12 protein-coding genes and 1 pseudogene are annotated in these 17,456 nt (G+C 42.5%); 9 read left to right on the top strand and 4 right to left on the bottom strand.

All coding sequences use genetic code 11. From position 1 onward, the window contains the following. Positions 1-16 precede the first annotated feature (16 nt). The 3 genes from LYZ37_RS12805 to LYZ37_RS12795 form a co-directional block, all read right to left on the bottom strand. Positions 17-808, bottom strand: coding sequence for a hypothetical protein (locus LYZ37_RS12805; RefSeq protein ID WP_272785728.1), 792 nt, complete (start codon positions 806-808; stop codon positions 17-19). A 53-nt stretch (positions 809-861) separates the two neighbouring features. Continuing rightward, positions 862-1,743, bottom strand: coding sequence for a hypothetical protein (locus tag LYZ37_RS12800; RefSeq protein WP_272785727.1), 882 nt, complete (start codon positions 1,741-1,743; stop codon positions 862-864). A gap of 192 nt (positions 1,744-1,935) precedes the next feature. Beyond that, on the bottom strand, positions 1,936-3,543 hold the full coding sequence (locus tag LYZ37_RS12795; RefSeq protein WP_272785726.1) for a hypothetical protein: 1,608 nt from the start codon (positions 3,541-3,543) through the stop codon (positions 1,936-1,938). A gap of 438 nt (positions 3,544-3,981) precedes the next feature. Between LYZ37_RS12795 and LYZ37_RS12790 the strand changes: the two genes are divergently transcribed. From LYZ37_RS12790 to LYZ37_RS12765, 6 genes are all read left to right on the top strand, one after another. Beyond that, positions 3,982-5,682, top strand: a complete 1,701-nt coding sequence (locus tag LYZ37_RS12790) for a type I restriction-modification system subunit M (protein WP_272785725.1) — start codon at positions 3,982-3,984, stop codon at positions 5,680-5,682. Then, a complete protein-coding gene (locus LYZ37_RS12785; protein WP_272785724.1) occupies positions 5,672-6,901 on the top strand; it encodes a restriction endonuclease subunit S in 1,230 nt (409 codons plus the stop codon). The genes LYZ37_RS12790 and LYZ37_RS12785 overlap by 11 nt, the downstream gene beginning before the upstream one ends. Beyond that, positions 6,901-7,830 carry a COG2958 family protein gene (locus LYZ37_RS12780; RefSeq protein WP_272785723.1) on the top strand — a complete coding sequence of 310 codons (930 nt, stop codon included), beginning with the start codon at positions 6,901-6,903 and terminating at the stop codon, positions 7,828-7,830. The genes LYZ37_RS12785 and LYZ37_RS12780 overlap by 1 nt, the downstream gene beginning before the upstream one ends. Positions 7,831-7,846: 16 nt before the next feature. Then, positions 7,847-11,071, top strand: coding sequence for a type I restriction endonuclease subunit R (locus LYZ37_RS12775; protein ID WP_272785722.1), 3,225 nt, complete (start codon positions 7,847-7,849; stop codon positions 11,069-11,071). Between the two features lie 261 nt (positions 11,072-11,332). Next, on the top strand, positions 11,333-12,217 hold the full coding sequence (locus tag LYZ37_RS12770; RefSeq protein ID WP_272785721.1) for a hypothetical protein: 885 nt from the start codon (positions 11,333-11,335) through the stop codon (positions 12,215-12,217). Positions 12,218-12,285: 68 nt separating this feature from the next. Further along, on the top strand, positions 12,286-13,467 hold the full coding sequence (locus tag LYZ37_RS12765) for a hypothetical protein (RefSeq protein ID WP_272785720.1): 1,182 nt from the start codon (positions 12,286-12,288) through the stop codon (positions 13,465-13,467). A gap of 234 nt (positions 13,468-13,701) precedes the next feature. Here the strand turns inward: LYZ37_RS12765 and LYZ37_RS12760 are convergent, their stop codons facing one another. After that, a complete protein-coding gene (locus LYZ37_RS12760; RefSeq protein ID WP_272785719.1) occupies positions 13,702-14,946 on the bottom strand; it encodes a chromosome partitioning protein ParB in 1,245 nt (414 codons plus the stop codon). Positions 14,947-15,095: 149 nt separating this feature from the next. Between LYZ37_RS12760 and LYZ37_RS12755 the strand changes: the two genes are divergently transcribed. The 3 genes and pseudogenes from LYZ37_RS12755 (at position 15,096) to recX (ending at position 17,414) form a co-directional block, all read left to right on the top strand. After that, positions 15,096-16,316 carry a hypothetical protein gene (locus LYZ37_RS12755; protein ID WP_272785718.1) on the top strand — a complete coding sequence of 407 codons (1,221 nt, stop codon included), beginning with the start codon at positions 15,096-15,098 and terminating at the stop codon, positions 16,314-16,316. Positions 16,317-16,436: 120 nt separating this feature from the next. Further along, positions 16,437-16,871 (top strand): annotated as a pseudogene (recA, locus tag LYZ37_RS12750) (recombinase RecA); the annotation flags it as partial. Positions 16,872-16,949: 78 nt separating this feature from the next. Next, positions 16,950-17,414, top strand: a complete 465-nt coding sequence (gene recX / locus LYZ37_RS12745; RefSeq protein ID WP_272785717.1) for a recombination regulator RecX — start codon at positions 16,950-16,952, stop codon at positions 17,412-17,414. The last annotated feature ends 42 nt before the right edge of the window (positions 17,415-17,456 follow it).

The raw sequence follows: 17,456 nt of genomic DNA, 5'->3' as shown, positions 1-17,456 counted from the left end.
TCCAATACTATAGCTTTCATCTCCATCGTCGTTCTGAAACAGCAGCTACATCATATTCAGACTTGTTTCCGGAGAAGGTCAATCTACCAAAGTCCTTCCACAATGTGTCGATAAAAACATCACTTTTCAGCTCAGTGTTGATAGGCACTGGAACAATATCATCGTCACTGAATTTGCTTAGGGGGAGGTCATAGCATCCAAAAGATTTGCGCTCTTCGTCACTAAGCGACGATTTCACTTTATGCTCGAAAACTCTTCCATAGAGCCAGCACTTGATATTACCAAGGGAAAACTCAATCATTGGTTCTCCAATAGAAGACTGATCTTTCTTATCGTTCGCTTTCATCATCGCGTGAAGAGTGAGTATAAGAGATACGCTATAGGATTTGCCGCCGATTTCGATTTCTGGATTACCGTACTCACAGTTATGGTCAGGGGCAGACAACTGATATCTCTTTTCTTTCCTGATCTTTGCTGCATCAACGAACTCTTCCCGTAGATAAGGATGAGAATGGGCTGTGCCTATGTATTGATGTTGCTCTCCGAACACTTTGGCAATATCTTTTTTAAGTCTCAGTGAATCATTACTGAATTCAACTGACGATCTTGTGCGCTTCGCTGAAGTCTCAACAGAGACATGCTTCACCGTACACTTAAATGGATGGGTTTTATTAACGTAGCCCCATAGAAGAGCTCCCGTTTCAACAGAGACATGTTTGCTACCTTGGTGTTTGACTGCGTATGCCTCTATGCCCGCCATGATTAATTCGAATACTGCACTTTTGGTTACAGAAATAGTTGCTGTCATTGATTGTCCTTTTTAGTCTCTTCAAAGCACTTGATAGGGTATGTAATTGCGCACTAAACAGAATACTTGATGTGCTCTTCAAGTTTGTTTTGATAGCGCTCATACAGTGCATTCCAAACGTCTTCGCCAACCATAGTTAAAGGTATATATTCGTCGAAAATAACACCGTTATCGTCTGGGTACGCGAGCTCGGTATAGGCATGTGAAGGCGGTGCTTCCTGAAACTCTAACCAGCAATCAAGACACTCACGTTTGAACCATTCTTTTTGAATTGGATTCGGGTCGTCGTCTAACAGGTGAATCAAGTTAGGACTTTGATGGAAAGGGTGAGCTTGGCTTTTTTCGGTAAAAAGATAGCTGGTTAAGTGGGCGATCGCCTTTCCATCCCAAAGTCTATATCGGTGATATCGGCTTACATAGTGCTCTTTTACTTTATCCAGAAGATGGCGCTTAGAAAAAGCATCTACCTCATAATGATGAACAGATGGGACGTTGGGGATTGGGTCTACATCGTAGAATCGTTTATGGCCGAACTGGCAATGAAGAGTAAGCTTTTCGGCGATTGATTCAGGTGAACCTCGCAAGATGATATCGTTGACTAGTAGCTTTTGTGATGAGTTTGCAATGTCGCGGGCAAGGTTGGTAACAATAGCTGAAGCCTCAGATTTGACCTTTTCCCTCATTTTTACGCTTAAGTAACCTTGGCCTGCGATAGGCATGCCATCTTTCTTCTCTGGAATATGTTTATGAGAAGAAAGACGCACCTGTGTTGATCTACTTATCGAATCTACAGCTGCTTGTTGGTCTAAATCGACGTTTAGGAGTTTACAAAACAAGGCAAGATGCTCTTTGAAGCCTTCAATAAGCTCTAGCCTTTCGTTTTCAAGCTCTTCGAGTTGTTCTATGGATATTTCTTGGTAACCCGTATATGACATAGTGTCCATCCTAGTAGTGCATTTTGTTGCACTAATATATACCCACTTCTGAGAAAAATCTGACGTTTTTGACGAAAACTCAAGTCGTTATGTGAGGCTCAAGATCAGTAAATCACTCTACATCAACTTACTTGAACACTAAGTTGATGTAACAAAATTTTGTTCGAAAGATTTTTACTCAATTGTTCTCTGTCAAAGCCTCCAATATCTAGTTATTCCCATAAAACGGTATAAAAAACGAAGGTTCTCTTCTGTTTCGGGGTTCTTAAAAGATCGCAACCAACGAACTTTAATGTCAAGGTAGTTTGCCCATGCGACCGCTTTCTTAAATTCCCGATAATCCTGTACTTTAGCGCAGCTCTCAATGTACTGATTCACTAGAAGGTGTTGCTGGTTCCCCGCCACATAACGCGCAAGTTTAAAAGCCTGTGAGTAGTGTAAGTGAGCATCGTTATAAGCTTCCTTTCTGTAGTAGTAAGTGGCGGTTGCCCACTCTACTATCCAGCCAAGCCTGTCATGCAGCTTGGCAGATTCAACCTCTTGCTTGTAACCTTGGATCTCTTGTAAGGATACTGCTTTGCTTTTTAAATTGAGCCCATGTGTAAAGAGATTCGGGAACATTGTCGGAATCGACGCTTTCGGACTATGTTTGGTTTGATTAACTAGGGCGTAAACATTCGATGCACCTAAATTATTGATTAAAACTTTGGTCCGTCTATGTTTACTGAGTTGAGAGCCATGCTGCTTTAAATATCTTTCAACTTTTGATAGGTTTTTTATGAGGTTATCGGCACGCAACCCCCAAAAATATTGAGTTAGGTCACGCCATGCTTGTAGATATTCTGTGTGTTGAGTTGAGACCGAGGTGAGCGCCTTGTGGATGTCGACTTCAAAGCTCAATGTTTCTATTTTGTAACGGCGATGCTGTTTTTTAATATCTCGAATCAATTGAACCAGAAAATCATTACCGTAGCTTTTTTGAATTGATTTGGTGATAGATGTAGTCAGCCTACTGATTAAAAGCATCATTTTATAGCACTTGTACTGCATCATGTTTTCATCGAAACAATAAGATGAAGCGGCCAACGATTCATCTAAGTTTTTGACTAGTGCATGGATGTTAGGTAACTGTTTACCACTCGTCCATCGTTGTGCATTTTCAAGGTTACGTTCATATTTCTTATACTTCTCAATAAGCTCATTATCAAATTGATAAGAAGAGTCATCTCTCATAGGATTATGAAATCTAGTTTGAGACATACCTTGAGTGGTATATATCCATTGCCATGTCTTGGTTAGAGGAAAACACCAATTATCGCGCCGATGATCATACTCAGGGAGCCACCAAAATGTGTTATCAGGCAACTCACTATTAAAATGGTTTACTTGGAAGGCAAGACTATTTTTAAATAGGCAGGTTAGGACACGATCAATTAGCCTATTTGGAATGACCCATCTGATAGTGTCTGCGAGAGAAAGATACGTCCCTTCACCACGAACCAAGTCCTTATATTGCGCAAGTGTATCTTGTACCGATGCCATAAACGCTAAAGTCAGTTTCTCATCTTCTACTAACTCATAAAGAATATTAGAAAAAATATCGAGTGCGTCATCGAGTTGCGAGTCAATTTTTGAATCTTCTTTAGCTAGTCTTTCTAGACTTTTTTGGATGGTTTTTTTGTGTTTTTCATCCATAACAACCGAAGTCTGAGCGTGTTTTTGTGGAAGAATTCCTGTTGCATTAAAGAGCTCTTTAACGACTTCACCGATAGTGGGGAAACGATATTGTTTAACTGTCATGATATTTTTATGGGCCTGAAAACAGGCCCGTTCTTCACTCGCTTAGCCTTTCTTCGAAGGTGCGTTTCCGCGACCTCCCCCAGATTTATTTCCTGTTGTTGAGGGCCAGTTTCCGCCATTACCCGGATGACTTGATGGACCACGTCCGCTTTTACCTTTTGCCATGTTCTATGTCTCCTTAAAAATCAGGCATAACAGTTTGTTTAGAACCACACTATGTGATTTCAGAGAGCAGCGTAACGGTGCTATTAGTTTGTCACTACCTGCATTTTGGCGACACGAAGTTTTTAGGGGATGATTAGGCGACTCTCGCTCTTTTTAAGTTATCATTGTGTGCTCCTGACTTCATAAAAACATGTCTAAGTAAGCCAGAAATCGAGGTTATTTACTTAGTTACTGGTATCATAAGGCCAATTTTTGGAACTCAAGAAACCCGTAATGAACGAACAAGAACAACTATTCCTGAAAGAGCTGGAAAGCAAGCTCTGGACAGCCGCAGACAAACTCCGTGCGTCACTCGATGCCTCTCAATACAAACATGCGGTGCTTGGCTTAATATTCGTTAAGTACGTGTCTGACGCCTTCACGCTTCGCCAAGAAGAACTAAAACAAGACTTCGCTAACCCTGACCACGAGTATTTCCTCGATCCTGAAGGTTACTCGGCAGAAGAACTTGAACAAGAAATCGCGATTGAGCTGGAACAGCGCGATTACTACAAAGAGAAAAATGTGTTTTGGCTGCCGACAGAATCTCGTTGGAAGTTCCTGCAAGACAATGGCCCGATGGTCATTGGTGGTGCCGATTTGGTCATTGATGGTAAGACGAAAAAAATCACGTCTGTTGGACATCTGATTGATAACGCGCTGGAAGGCATTGAGCGCGATAACCAGAAGCTAAAAGGTGTGCTCAACAAGCACTACGCCGCTCTAAAAATTGATCAGTCAAAACTTAATGAACTGATTAACCTAATCGCGACCATTCCATTCAATCATAAGTCGCTTAACAGCAAAGATATTCTTGGTCATATTTACGAATACTTCTTAGGCCAATTTGCGCTTGCTGAAGGTAAGAAAGGCGGCCAGTTCTATACGCCTGCATCAATCGTTTCGCTGATTGTTGAGATGATTGAACCGTTTGAAGGCCGTGTGTATGACCCCGCAATGGGTTCCGGTGGTTTCTTTGTGCAATCAGAGAAATTTATTGAACGTCGCGCTAACCAAAAAGAGATTGACCCGCTCACGCAAAAGCAAAGAATCTCGATTTACGGTCAGGAATACAACTACACCACTTGGCAGCTTGCTGGGATGAATATGGCTATTCGGGGACTAGAATGTCAATTTGGTGAGCCTGCCAGTACCTACACCAATGACCAACACCCTGATTTACGTGCCGATTTCATCATGGCGAACCCGCCTTTCAACATGAAAGAGTGGAATACAGGTGTCGATGATAACGATCCGCGCTGGGTATATGGCACACCTCCTTCAGGCAACGCTAACTTTGCTTGGATGCAGCATATGCTTTACCACCTTGCACCGGATGGTTCTCAAGCCTTGTTACTTGCCAATGGTTCGATGAGTTCAACCACTAACAACGAAGGTGAAATTCGTGCGGCCTTAGTCGAGAACGATTTGGTCGAGTGTATGGTGGTGCTTCCGGGGCAACTGTTTACCAACACCCAGATCCCTGCTTGTATCTGGTTCTTAACCAAAAACAAAAAAGCACGTACCGATAAATCAGGTCGTAAGCTGCGTGATCGCAAAGGTGAGGTGTTATTTATTGATGCGCGCAACCTTGGCTATATGAAAGACCGTGTACTACGTGATTTCACTCGTGATGATATCCAGAAAGTCGCTGACCTGTACCACGCTTGGAAAACAGGTGAAGAAGTTAATGGCGTAGCGTATGAAGACCAAGCGGGCTTCTGCAAATCAGCAACTTTGGAAGAGATTAAAAAACACGATTTTGTGCTCACTCCGGGGCGTTATGTTGGTGCCGCAGAAGAGCTGGATGACGGCATTCCATTTGGTGAGAAGATGGCAACGCTAACCGCCAAGTTGAGCGAGCAGTTTGCGGAATCAGCAACGCTAGAAGCTGAGATCAAGAAGAACCTAGCGGGGTTGGGTTATGCGCTTTAAAACTGATGAGCTAACAACTTATGTTTCGAGAGGTATTGCCCCGAAGTACACAGATATCATCGATGGGGCGGCTATTGTAGTTAATCAAAAGTGTATTCGAGATTATCAAGTCAATCTCGAACTCGCCCGTTTAAATGATCTATCTAAGAGAAAGGTGCCTACAGAAAAATTAGTGCAAAAATATGATGTACTTGTAAATTCGACAGGCGTTGGAACATTAGGGCGTGTAGGTCAATTTTTAGGTAATGAAGCTAATCTTACGGTAGATACTCATGTAACTATTGTAAGACCAGACAAGGACGTAATTGATCCATTATTTTTTGGTTATTTGATGAAGTCAAAGCAACGTTTGATTGAAAGCTTTGCCACGGGAACAACTGGTCAAACGGAACTTTCTCGTGATTCAATCAAAGAAATGGAAGTCTCATTTGTCGAGAACCGAGAACATCAACAAGCAATAGGTAATTTTTTACTCGCCATCGATCGTAAGTTGCAGCTAAATAAAGCTACCAACCAAACCCTAGAAGAAATGGCGAAAGCCATCTTCAAATCGTGGTTTGTCGATTTCGACCCCGTAAAAGCCAAGATGAATGGTGAGCAGCCTGAGGGAATGGATGCTGCTACTGCCTCGCTATTCCCCGAAAAGCTTGTTGAGTCTGAGTTGGGTTTGATTCCTGAAGGTTGGCCTGTCGGTAAGCTATCAGAGTTGATTAAGTTTGCTAATGGTAAGTCAGGCACGAAGTCAGATAGCGGTCAGTTTCCTCTGTACGGAGCTAATGGAATAATTGGTTTTAGCGAAGAAGCTAAGTTTGAAGATGCTGTCATCATTGGTCGTGTAGGAGCTTACTGTGGGGCTATTGAATATTGCAATTCACAGTTCTGGGCATCAGATAACACTATAGTTGCGACAGCGAAAGGCGGTAAAGCACAGCTACCATTTGTGCTGTACTTGTTGAAGTTCCTTGACCTAAATCAGCATGCTGGCGGAGCTGCACAACCACTGTTGAATCAGAAAGTTCTAAATAGTCTAGAAGTACCAATTCCATCTAATGCAGTGCTGGAAAGGTATGGAGAATTGCTCGCTACAATGCTCGATAAAATGACACACAATATTGAAGAGAATCATAACTTAGAAAGTCTTCGTGAAACGTTGCTTCCTAAATTGCTTTCCGGCGAAATCGAGTTAGGCCAAGCTCAAGAATTAGCAGAGGTCGAATAATGGCAACCCGAGTAGAAATGATTATCGAAACGCTCAAGGCGAACCCCGACAAGAAGTTTACTGCTCGGGATTTAGCCAAAGAATTTGTGCGTCGCTATCCAGAAGAAATCGCTGAGAAGCAAGCAAACCCGCGATACAACACCGAAGAAAAGCTTATCGCCCAGCTCGCGGCAGAAATTGGTGGGGAACGCACTGAAAGAGCGAAAATCGTTTGTCCTAATGTCGCCACTCGTGACAAACCAAGACCTCGGGTTTATTACTGGGAGCAGAAGCTTACATCTGCTCATCAGGAAGATGATCTTAGCGATGCAGATGAATCAGACATCGATACGCCTCTCGTGCCGCAAAGCTTAAGCGAGCACGATCTCTACCCAATGTTGATTGAGTACCTCAGCAAGGATTTGGGTCTTTACTGTCAGCGCATTGACGAGCGTAAATCTAAAAACTCTCATGGCAACGGTGGCAATCACTGGTTACATCCTGATGTGGTGGCGCTAGAGCCGCTCGACCAAGGTTGGGATGAAATTGTGAGAAGCTGTGTGCGCAGTGGGAATCACAGCTCGGTTCGACTTTGGTCTTTTGAAGTAAAGAAACATCTTACCAAAGGCAATGTACGAAAATACTTTTTCCAAGCCGTATCGAATTCGAGTTGGGCCAATTTTGGCTACCTTGTTGCCACAGGCTTAAATAGCGACGTTGAAGGTGAGCTGCAAATGTTGTCGAGCTTGCACGGGATTGGCGTGCTGATTCTGGATACTGAATCTTTGTTTGATAGCCAAATACTCATTCCAGCTCAAGAGAGAGTCAACGTGGATTGGCAATCTGCAAACCGAATCGTCTCTGAAAATAGGGATTTCCACCATTACATTGAACAGGTTGGCATTTATAACCAAACCGGACGGTTGATTAAGAGCGCATGGAATAAATAATAAGGATAAAGGCTTAATGATTACTGAAGACCAACTAGAACAACAATGCCTCGATTGGTTTAAAGAGCTAGGTTACCAATACCAAAATGGCTATGACATCGCACCAGATGGTGATACGCCTGAACGTGAAAACTATCAGCAGGTCACGCTACAAGCACGTTTAGTGTCGGCATTGGAAACCTTAAACCCAAATGTGCCCAGTGACACCTTAATCGAAGTAGCGAAAATCGTTGCCACACCGCAAACGCCAGTCCTGATCAAAAATAACAAAGCTTTTCACCAATATTTAATCGAAGGTGTGCCCGTTGAATACTCGGTGATGGAGCACGATCAATGGGTAACTAAACACACCCATGTTCGATTAATTGATTTTGACAACCGCGAGAATAACGAATTCTTAGTAGTCAATCAGTTCACAATAACGGGCACCAAAGTCAACCGCAGGCCAGATGTGATTGTCTTTATCAATGGCTTGCCAATGGCGGTCATTGAACTGAAAAACCCAGCCGATGATCACGCCGATATTTGGAATGCTTACAATCAAATCCAAACTTACAAAGAAGAAATCGCTGATCTCTTTGTGTTCAATGAAGCGCTGGTCATTTCTGATGGCTGGACGGCGCGAGTCGGCTCGTTAACGGCTAATAAAGAACGTTTCTTGCCATGGAAAACCATCGAGGATGAAGACGATAAGCCACTACTCGAATTACAATTAGAGACCATGGTACGTGGCTTCTTTAAGCCTGAACTATTGCTCGATTATATTCGTTACTTTGTGTTGTTCGAAAATGATGGCGACAAGATCATCAAAAAAATCGCAGGTTATCACCAATTCCATGCCGTGCGTGCTGCGGTGAAAGCGACTGTTATCGCGGCTACAACCTCTGACCAAGTCACCGAGCCACGAGCAAACTATGCCAATACGGTGGTGCCCGGAAGCAAAAAAGCTGGCGTGGTTTGGCATACCCAAGGCAGCGGGAAAAGCATTTCGATGGTCTGTTACGCAAGTAAATTGCTGCAACAACCAGAAATGAATAACCCAACCTTAGTAGTGGTGACTGACCGTAATGACCTAGATGGCCAGCTATTTAACACCTTTACGATGGCGCAGGAAACGTTGAAGCAAATCCCTCAACAGGCTGAAGATCGTGATTCATTACGCGATTTACTTCTTAATCGTCAATCCGGTGGCATCATCTTCACAACCGTACAAAAGTTTGCGCTGCTCGATGAAGAAATGGCACATCCGATTCTTTCTGAACGCTCGAATATCGTGGTGGTTTCCGATGAGGCTCACCGCAGCCAGTATGGCAATAAAGCTCGCCTAGTAGATGTTAAAGACGAAGATGGCAATGTGGTTGATCAGCGTTATGTTTATGGTTATTCCAAATACATGCGTGACGCGTTGCCGAATGCCGCTTTTATTGGTTTTACAGGTACACCGATATCGATGGACGATAAAGATACTCGCGGTGTCTTTGGTGATTATGTTTCTATCTACGATATTCAAGACGCGGTCGATGATGGCGCAACCGTGCCGATTTATTACGAATCTCGCTTAGCCAAGCTCGATATTAACCAAGATGAAATCGAAGCGCTTAACGATCAGGTCGAAGAAGAAATAGGCGAAGACGAAGAAACGGAAAGTCGTGAGAAAATTAAATCACAATGGTCTGCACTTGAGAAACTGGTTGGTGCAGAGCCGCGAATCAAACAAGTTGCCCAAGATTTGGTCGAGCACTTTACCACTCGCTGTGAAACCTTTCCGGGCAAGGCTATGATCGTTGCCATGAGCCGCGAGATTTGTGTGGATTTATACGATGCTATTGTGGCTATCAAACCCGAATGGCATAGCGATGATCCAAATAAAGGCGCGATTAAAATCGTCATGACAGGCAGCGCCGCTGATAAAGTAAAAATGCAGCCTCATATCCATGATAAGAAGACCAAGAAGCTGTTCGAGAAACGCTATAAAGACACCAGTGATGATCTGCAATTGGTCATTGTCCGTGATATGTGGCTAACGGGTTTTGATGCGCCTTGCTGCCATACCATGTATATCGACAAGCCAATGAAAGGCCATAACCTGATGCAGGCGATAGCGCGTGTGAATCGTGTGTTTAAGGATAAGCCCGGAGGTTTGGTGGTTGACTATATTGGTATCGCCAATGAGCTTAAAAACGCACTGAAGACCTATACCAACAGCCAAGGGAAAGGCAAGCCTACCGTCGATACTGCTGAAGCTTTCGCTGTCTTCATGGAAAAAATAGACGTGATTCGTGGCATGTTTGCTACGCCTGTTGATGGGCACATCTTCAACTATCGTCCAGATTTTGAAACCAAACCGCTGCAACTGCTTCCGGGAGCCGTGAACCATATATCAGGTCTTTCACACCGCAACAGCAAAGGCGAAGACGTTCGTGATGGAAAACGCCGTTTTCTTGATGTTATGGCAGCGCTTATGAAAGCCTTCTCACTGTGTAATACCTTGGATGAGGTTGATGGTTATAAGAGTGAAATCGCCTTTTACGGAGCGATCAAGACCGCATTCTTAAAGCATTCGACAGTCGATAAAAAACGTAATGACGAGCTACGAAACTCTGCTTTGAGGCAGATCCTCAATAACGCAATTGTGGCGGATGGAGTCGATGACATCTTCAAAACCGTTGGTTTAGATAAGCCCAATATTGGCTTGCTCTCTGAAGAGTTCTTGGAAGACGTGAAGAACATGAAAGAGAAGAACCTTGCCGTTGAGCTGCTTGAGAAGCTGCTGCGTGATGAAGTCAAAGCGCGGATGAAAAACGACGTGGTACAGGAGAAAAAGTATTCTGACCGTATCATGTCAACACTGCAAAAATACCATAACCGCAATATCGAAACAGCACAGGTAATTGAAGAGCTAATCCAATGGGCTAAAGAAATGCAGGCAGATAGCGAGATGATGGATAAGCTCAACCTGTCTACCGATGAAATTGCGTTTTACCGAGCGTTGGTTGCAAATGAAGCCTCTGTGAGGACATTAGGCGACGATAACCTACGTCAACTAGCTATCGAACTTACTCAGCAACTACGTAAATCAGCGACTGTTGATTGGCAAAAACGTGAGAGTGTTCGAGCAAGGATGCGTAACCTTGTACGTCGCTTATTGCGCCGTTGGAAATACCCACCTGATGCGGCTGAAGAAGCAATCAAGCTTGTGCTAGAGCAAGCTGAAGTGCTGGCTGATGGATGGTATCAATAGCTTCGCCAACTTTACCCCCTGAGACGCATGGATTATTCGTCTCAGGGCGGAATGCTCCCCTCATTATCAATGCAATTTTAGAGTGAAAGTTTGAGTTTTACGCTCGTTTTAGACTAGTTGAAATACCAATGTTGCTTGAATGTTTTGTGCTCAATCTATAGTTTATTTCGTATTTTATATCACTGTTTCTAAACAATTTAATTGTATGATTTGAGTGGTTGCATAAGATTGCTTCTTTGAACATTTCAGATAAGAACAAAATTGAAAAATATAATAACTGTAAGTCTATCGGCTAGCTTGATTCTTGGTTGTACAGTTAAACCAACCCAGTTACCTCAGCACCCCTATACGTATAACCCAGAGCACTCTATTGCACAAAACTACGCTCAAGCGATGGGAATCAATGATACTTTTGACCTTCCCAAAGGCGAAGCGGAGAAGCTGCTGAAACGTCGAGAAACTGCGATGATTGAAGCAGGACTTAATAGTAGTTTAGCGGGATATGTGGTCTCTTTTGCCCTCGCAAAGTCTTTAGGCTTACCAACTTCAATCTCTCACGATCTAGCAACGGATAGCGCTCAGACGAGTTTTGTTCTGGGGGCAGGTTCTACAGAAAAGAAAACAGCAAGAGACTACGATAATTTGGCATTTTACCTGCCTTACGAGCTTGCAGATAGTTCCGAAGAGGCTAGGAAATACGTTTTCAATCATTTTATCGCTTTAATGCAAAATATGGGGTTGGAACTAGAAGATATCGATTCCGAATATAACTATGGTGTGGGACAGCCCTTCACACATCCAACCTGTGAGCGAGTTGATACACAATGTCGTTATCTAATTCGCGTAAAGGAACCTGTAATTGCTTACGCTCCTGAAATATTGGGGGGCTATAAGGCTTGGGTTTGGAGTATTGCGTCAAGAAACTCACCTTCTGTCTCGATATATGATGTAGCAAACTTTTCCGACCTTGCGACGTTCAACTTAAGCAGGATAACAGAGAATGAAAAAGCGATTCAGGCCAGTTTTAATTTACCATTAAAAGATAAGTTTCCTGATTGGGCTGTTCAATATAAAACCGCGACTTACAATCAGCCACCATATGTTTTGGTTGAAGGAAAAGCTTACAAGTTTGAAGTCCCAGATTAATTTCATCTGGGTATGAAACGATTAATGCTCGTGTGCGAGAATATAACGATAGGAGTATAAAGATTCTCATGGGAAAAATTACAATATTATTGTTGCTGTCCACTGTACTACTAGGGTGTGCATCAAACTCTGGAAGCACTACGAATGAAGAGTTTAAAGAAATTGAAACACTAAAACTTGCAGAAGCCCCCTTAGCTCTGGAAGAGAAAAATGAACTGTTTTCCATAATTTTCGAAGCAATTCATGATTCATCTCCATTTGTGGCAAGCCCTCACCCACAACGTCGCAGTGAGCGCTCATCGCATAATTCGGGAAGTCGTATTGCTTACCTAGGGGGAACCAATATGGATTATCAGTACGATTTTACTATCAACAATGATAATCAGGTTGTTCGTGAAATTATGAGCAGAGAATGGCATGGCAAGCAAGAGAGAATCAGAGACTGTTTACTATGCTTGGACAATGGTTTCAATGAGTATGTGGATGAACTGCTCGAAGAGTCTGTGAAAACTTACAACAAAGTACTTACCCAGCCTGATTCAGCCGTTCAACAGAAAAAAATAATGGAGGCAGAGTTAACTTCTGCGCTTGAGCGTATAAACGTTGATGTTCATGCTTCATCAGTTTATCCAGCGCAGCTAAGTAAACAGATTAAGGATGGTCTTCGATTGAATATGGTTTCGGGTGAGCTTAAATACTCTAAAGGTGCAGGACTTGAGTTAGTTGAGCCTTATATAGAGGTGTCAATTCAATTGCCACCGAGCTATCAACGAATTAAAAACATTAAGTATGATTACTCGCCATATCGCCTAACTGCCGGAGACGAATATCAAGTTGATGTTCAAGTTAAGTCAGCCGTGTATGACATGTTACCAGTTGTGTTTGAAGCAAAAGATCAAAATATCCAAGCAGTAATTGATAATGGTGTTCTTAAAGTTACAAATAAAACGAACAACTTCATTAACATAGAATCTTTTACTGTTTATTGGGGTGAAAATGCTGATACGATCAAGGACTTGGAGTTGTCTATCCCTCCCCAAGCTATAAGTTCGAAAAGCCTCCGCGATCAGTTTGATGTTTATGATGCTTACAAATACCCTCGCTATTACAATTCAGACAGGTACGTTGATGTTGAAAGCGTAGGCTCTCGTTTTAATTTTGGTGTAGCGATATCATACTTCAATATCGATACAAATAAGCGGAATACACTATACCAAAAAAATGTTTACTCACGTGCAGACCTCGACTGATAAGTGCAAACGTGAGATTTTAGTAGCCCATATTAAACTGTCAAAGCACCTATCGTAGGTGCTTTTTTGTGGACATCGAGAGAGGAATCTGAGCACTCGATTGATTTGGATTATCTGTCTTTCATCGAGGGGCATCGCTCGTTTGATGTATAACGACACAACCTTTGATAAACTTCACAGCCAGCATCAGAGTCACAAATCTTCGGTAAATCTCAATAATAGGTGTTCGTGGCACTAGTTTGATTGGGAAGCGTTTCCTATGTTTTTCATGTTAGCTTGCTGCAAAATTCGCTTTGGTGTGACGCCTTTTTCTAAGCATGGGATGGTAAATGCTTCATTTATATTACCTGCTGATGGAACTGGTATTTTGTTTCCATCCTCATCTTTCCTAAAGCGCGCAACTCTTCGTACAGTAACCTTATTTCCTACGACTGGAATCCCTAGATGCATGTTCCATCCTTTGAAAATTGCTGAGAGTTTACAGAGCAAGGAGTAAGAGCTAGATTCAGTGACGAGTGACTGAAGATAGTTTCGAACTTGAAACTCAATATCATCTTCGGATTCTAATCCAAGTGATGAAATGATTCGTGTTAGATAGGCCTCTGGGGAGAGAGGCAGAGCTTTATTTTGAGGATAATCTTTGAGTTTTTGTTTTATTAAACAGTGCGCAAAAGCATAGATAGCTTCTGATGCTTGGCTTTCCAGTTTATGGCGTTTAATGATTTTTGCTACAAAGTCGACAGACAAAGCAAGCTCTTCGTTTTCTTCTACGTAAGCTAGTATTTCTGCGGGTTGGAAAGAAGTTCCTTGAGTTCCTCTAAATGCGTAAGGGTTAGAAGTAATTTCAAAAGCTTTCGATAGCATAGCCACACGGGATAGTACACTAGCATTTACTTTGACTCCGGCCATCTCCAGAACTTGAGACCTTGAGCGCATGTTCCCGACATCGATATGAGCGAAGGATAGCTCATCTGTTACGCCATAAGTTATAGGGGCAATAAACCCCACTCCAGCTTGATATGATGCTTCTAATCTATGATGTCCATTTAAAATTTCTCCGTCGGCAGAAATGATAATGGGCTCCCCTGTTAAGCACCATTGATTGTTTTTCATGTCCTCGGCGTATTTCTTGACCTTCGCTTTATTCAGTTTGCGATTTTTGTTTTTTGCATTGATTGCACCTCTTTGGGAAAACTTCAGCATATCTCTGGCGAGTTGAGGTGAAATGTAGATTACGAGGTGTTTAAGGGTTGTCTTGACAGCTCTGACGCCTGAGTAGTAACGCGCTTTGGATTTGAAGATGTCTTCAACTTGTATTGAAGAGAGGACTGTTGTTGCAGTTTCGACCAGCTTCTTCGAGCTAGCGAGATAACTGGTGCATTCTTTATCCTCGTATCGCTCAACAAGACTATCAACGATAGATATTTCTAAAGCCTCATCCGAGATTTCGTTCAAGTTGTCCTTAGCTTTATTTGTCATATGGCAGTTCTCTGTATTACGGCTAAAAAACAGACATTTAAATTTGAATGTCTAGCAATGTTGTTTCTAATTATTGATCCGACAATCATGTCGGATCAAATTTTAATTTTACTTTAGACTTTGCTAGTTAGTTAACTGGATGAAAAGACTTGAAACTTTCAGAAAAAAAAATCAGTGGAATGCTGCTCTCTTCACAGACGCGGACTTTAAAAACGCTGATTACAACTATGCCAATGATAGAACTTGAAGCCTATTTCTGTGTGAGCAAGCTTCTGCCTGACCTCGCATGGGTTCCAGACGCTGCTGTGAACGCAACAAATGTTGAAAGGGTGCAAGCAATTCAAGCAAGTCTAGAGAGTGGAGTGTTGAATGAGTCGATCAGCGCGCCATTGACGTTAACATTCGCTATTTTGGGGAAGCCTAGTTACGTAGATTCTTCGGGTCGAAGCCCATTTTTAAAATATGATTCTTCGAATGCTTTTATCGTTGGTAACCTTCTAGGCTTGGTTGCTATATGCAAAAACTTGGGACTCAAAACATTTCTCTTTAGCTCAAGACTTAGTGTTAAAGAAGCGAACTCTAAGAGTGAACTCAGGCAGCGTTTAGCGATGGAAAATGTAGAAGTCCGGGTGGTTTTTGATGATCAACGTGGCTTAGATAGTGCTGATGTTATTGGGCTATTTAAACAGAGTCTACTTTTCGACTCTTCAATGAGTTTACCTCATGTTGTTGATAGCAAAGGTCTGATATCAGATGAATATTATCCATTGAAGCCTTTTGTGGATAAGCTCATTGCTGATTCAGATATGGAGTCATTCGGTGGCATTAAAACTGACTCAAAGCATGTGAAAGTCTCAGAGCGCTACATAACAACTCCGTATGTTCTATTTAAAACGATAGTTGGTGCCGTTGCGGGAGTTGGAACGCAAGAATACAGTAAAATGTCAAAGGACATCACTTTATCCAATGGAAAAACAATCTCTTCTGTACTCTCAGATGGGTACCTTGATTTTATTACTGTTTTTTTGAGAGAGTGGCTTGAAGCTCAGCGAGAGGCATTTACTACTAACCGCTCAGGCTATCAATTATCCCCTCAAGTTTGGCAAGCATTAGGGTTAACCATCCACCAACTAGTATTGAATGGTGCTTCAGGTGAAAAGCTGAAAGCTGCGGGTAAGGCTCTTGGGCAATTAGATTATAGTAAAAATGCAAAACATTGGTCTGACTGCTCGGTTATGGAGTTGGACTCTAAAGGTCGAATTTACAAGAACTCCGCAAACTCGACTCGTCAGTTTAGGGTAGGGTTGTTTGAGTATTTTGGGGAGCTTCTTAAAAACTCTTTTAAAGGGGAACATAAAAAAGCAAACTAATAGTGTTAATGAGTTTGTTTTGCGTTTGTTAGTTTCCCTTGTGGATTTTCTCGTTCAATTGCTTTAGGCTTTCAACTGCCGATTCGGACATTGTAGTGCTGTTTAGTTAATAGTACATTCAACCCAGAAACAACCACAGGTGGTAACGCGCTTAAGTTCTACGCATCTGTTCGTCTTGATATTCGTCGTACTGGTTCTATCAAAGAAGGCGACGAAGTGGTTGGTAACGAAACTCGTATCAAGGTTGTTAAGAACAAGATTGCGGCACCATTTAAGCAAGCGGAAACGCAAATCCTATATGGCGCTGGCTTTAACCGTGAAGGTGAGCTAATCGACCTAGGTGTTAAGCACAAGCTAGTTGAAAAAGCCGGTGCTTGGTACAGCTACAATGGCGATAAGATTGGTCAAGGTAAAGCAAACGCTGGTAAATTCCTACGTGAGAACCCACAAGCTGCCCAAGCGATCGATGCTAAGCTACGTGAAATGCTACTGTCACCAGCGGAAGTTCAGCCAGATGACGCTGAGTTAGGTGAGATGCCAGAGCAAGAGCTATAAGCTACCTCATTATTAGTAATTTAAGCCCTGCCTATGTGCGGGGCTTTGTTGTATTTAGAATCTAGATATTTATTTCAGATGTTTCAAAGAAAGCCACCGACATTATCGAGCAAAGAAGCCGCTATTCAATTGCTAAGTCGCCGAGATCATGGCGAATACGAGCTATACCAGAAATTGAGCCTGAAAGGTTATGAAGAAGACGCTATTCAAGAGGCCGTGAACTTTTGTATCGATCACAACTATCTTGATGATCTGCGTTATGCCAAAAGCCAAGTTCGCCAACATGTCTACAAAGGCCACGGAGAGAGGCGCATCCGACAAGAATTGCAGCAGAAAAGAGTCGCGGACTCGGTGGTGGACAAAGCAATGGAAGAAGAACCGCAAGATTGGTTCGAGTTAGCAAAACAAGCCGCAGAGAAGAAATTTAAAGGGATTAAAGCGAAAGACCAAAAAGAGTACGCCAAACAGGTGCGTTTTCTTCAATATCGTGGCTACAGCTTTGAACAAATTAGTTATGCGCTTAGCGCTAATGATGAGGACTGAAGTCAAATAACTCATCAATTTAAAGATTTGCGATGAATTAAC

It is taken from the genome of Vibrio tubiashii (assembly GCF_028551255.1).
In the GTDB taxonomy this organism is placed as follows: domain Bacteria; phylum Pseudomonadota; class Gammaproteobacteria; order Enterobacterales; family Vibrionaceae; genus Vibrio; species Vibrio tubiashii_B.
The sequence above is the reverse complement of the archived record's forward strand: the minus strand, read 5'-3'. Positions and strand labels throughout refer to the sequence as shown.